This window comes from Mycobacterium sp. (genome assembly GCF_052145595.1).
GTDB lineage: Bacteria > Actinomycetota > Actinomycetes > Mycobacteriales > Mycobacteriaceae > Mycobacterium.
Map to the genome: position 1 here is coordinate 1 of NZ_JBKQOI010000356.1, position 2,504 is coordinate 2,504.

Genomic DNA, 2,504 nt, shown 5'->3' on the forward strand with positions numbered 1-2,504 from the left:
TTGGCGTCGTGCCGCCGTGACGCTCACCGCAGCACGCAGCGGCGACGATTGGAGCGTCGACGGCGTGGTCCGCCATGTCCTCAACGGCACTGCCGCCGACGACTTGTTAGTGGTGGCGATCGTCGACAGCGAGCCCGCGGTCTTCCTCCTGGACCGGACCGCCGAGGGCGTCACCGTTGTTGCGGAGCGGGTGCTGGACGGCACCCGGCCGATGGCCACCATCACCTTCACCCGCGCGCCGGCGGCACGGCTGACCGGCGAGGGCCCCGCCGACGATCTCATCGAGCGCAACGTCAACCTCGCGCTTGCCATCCTGTCGGCCGAGCAGGTCGGAGCGTGCGAACGGGTACTGGAGATCGCCACCGACTACGCGCGCACCCGCGAGCAGTTCGACCGCCCGATCGGCAGCTTCCAGGCCATCAAGCACAAGTGCGCCGACATGCTCGTCGACCTCGAATGGGCTCGCTCGGCATCACAAGCGGCCCTGCAGGCCCTGGACAGTCAAGACGGCGGCGCCGGCCCGATGCCCGGCGAGTCCGACTGGCGCGCCAGCATGGCCAAGGCGGTGTGTTCCGAGAGCCTCCGCAACGCAGCGCATGCAAACGTCCAAATCCACGGTGGAATCGGTTACACGTGGGAGGACTCCGCCCATCTCTACCTGCGTCGCGCCCGCACCGACGAGGTGCTGTTCGGCGGCCCCGGACACCACTGGGACCGGGTATCCGCGCAGGCCAAGCTGCTATGAGAAACCGCCCGACCGGATATCGGGGCGGCCTTGCTGGTTGCCATCAGGGGTAACTAGTATCACAGCTAAATAACTAAATATTTTGATAATTCCTGTCCGACCACGAACGTATCCAGACGAGGAGGCACCTATGCCGTTGCAGCCCTGGATGGAATTGATTTCCGTCGACGATCACCTGATCGAACACCCCAGGGTGTGGAGCGATCGGCTCCCGACCAAGTACGTGGAGATCGGGCCGAAGATCATCGAGTGGGAGCGGCCCGACACCGGCCAGATGTGCCAGGTCTGGGAATACGAGGGCAGGATCTACCCCTACATCGGCTTGAACGCGGTCGCAGGTAAGACGCCCGAGCAGTACGGCATCGAACCGGTGCGGTACGACGACATGATCCCCGGCTGTTACGACCCCAAGGCGCGGGTGGCCGACATGGACATCGACGGCGTGCAGGCGATGACGTGCTTCCCGTCGTTCCCCCGTTTCGCCGGCGCGGTGTTCGCCGAGGCCGAGGACAAGGAACTCGCCAAATTGTGCTCTGCGGCGTGGAACGACTTCCACCTCGACGAGTGGGCCGCCACGGCGCCCGATCGATTCGTCCCCGTCGCCATGCTGCCGTTCTGGGACCTCGAGGCCAGCGTCAAGGAGATCCACCGCGTCGCCGCGAAGGGCGCCAAGTGCGTGACGTTCCCCGACCTGCCAGACCGGCTCGGCCTGCCCTCCGTCCACTCCGATCACTGGGATCCGGTGCTCTCGGCGATGGAGGAGACAGACATGGTGCTGGCTCAGCACTTCGGCTCCGGCGGCTTCCCGCCGCCCATCGCTCCCGACGCACCATTCGCCGTGTTCATCACGCTGATGGGGACGATGTCGATGACCTCGATGACGGATTGGCTGTTCTCCAACACTCTCTACCGGCATCCGAAGTTGAAGATCGGCCTGTCCGAGGGCGGTATCGGCTGGATCCCCTACATCCTGGAGCGCTGCGACAGCGTGTGGCGAAAGCACCGCTTCTACAACAACATCAACCAGGATCACCCGCCGAGCTACCTCTTCAAGAAGCACATTCACGGTTGCTTCATCGAGGATGACTTCGGCGTGGAGATGCGGCACATGATCGGCGTCGACAAGATCACCTGGGAGTGCGACTACCCGCACTCGGACTCGTTCTGGCCGCAAAGTCGAGAGCGTGCGGCGCAGGCGTTGGAGAAGGTGCCCGACGACGAGGTGCACCGCATGGTCGAACTGAATGCCCGTGAGTTCTACAACTTTCCGCGGGCGGCATGACTTTCGGAGAAGACGACGGGCGGGAAGGCGTGGACCGAATCGAGCAGTTGCCGGTGTCGGACTGGACAGACCAGGACCTGCTGACCAAGGACGAGGCGAGGGGGCGCCTCGTCGGCGAGATCGCTCGCTGCCGGGCTCGGGTGGACGAGCTCAAGGCCAACAGCGCCAACGAGCCCGAACTCGCGCTGCTCGCCCGTCGCCTCAACGCGTTGGAGTCGATAGCGGGCGAATACGGCGAATACCTCGACGGGAAGTAGTGATGGTGTCGGTTGAGACCAAAGACATCGACGCACTGCGCAGTGAGATCCGCGGTTTTCTGGAGAGCGCGCCCAAGCCCGCCGGGCTCCGCAACTATGGGGCCACGCCGACTGCGGCCGATGTTGAGCCCGGGCAGCAATGGCACCGCTATCTGGCGACCCATGGCTACACCTGCCTGCACTGGCCGCGTGAGTTCGGCGGCGCCGACGCCACGGTGGC

General features: G+C 65.0%; 3 protein-coding genes and 1 pseudogene. All 4 read left to right on the plus strand.

The genetic code is table 11. The features are described from left to right. Positions 1-745 (plus strand): acyl-CoA dehydrogenase family protein (locus tag ACLP4W_RS29360; RefSeq protein ID WP_442390996.1); only part of this gene is annotated, 745 nt, incomplete at its 5' end. A gap of 130 nt (positions 746-875) precedes the next feature. Further along, a complete protein-coding gene (locus tag ACLP4W_RS29365) occupies positions 876-2,027 on the plus strand; it encodes an amidohydrolase family protein (RefSeq protein WP_442390998.1) in 1,152 nt (383 codons plus the stop codon). After that, the gene (locus ACLP4W_RS29370; protein ID WP_442391000.1) at positions 2,024-2,284 is read left to right on the plus strand and encodes a hypothetical protein; all 261 of its coding nucleotides are present in this window, start codon (positions 2,024-2,026) and stop codon (positions 2,282-2,284) included. Before ACLP4W_RS29365 ends, ACLP4W_RS29370 begins: the two co-directional genes overlap by 4 nt. A 2-nt stretch (positions 2,285-2,286) precedes the next feature. Next, a pseudogene (locus tag ACLP4W_RS29375) lies at positions 2,287-2,504 on the plus strand (acyl-CoA dehydrogenase family protein); the annotation flags it as partial.

Coding starts and splice junctions, on each gene's coding strand:
- ACLP4W_RS29365 (WP_442390998.1), top strand. CDS start 876: ATGCCGTTGCAGCCCTGGATGGAATTGATTTCCGTCGACGATCACCTG.
- ACLP4W_RS29370 (WP_442391000.1), top strand. CDS start 2,024: ATGACTTTCGGAGAAGACGACGGGCGGGAAGGCGTGGACCGAATCGAG.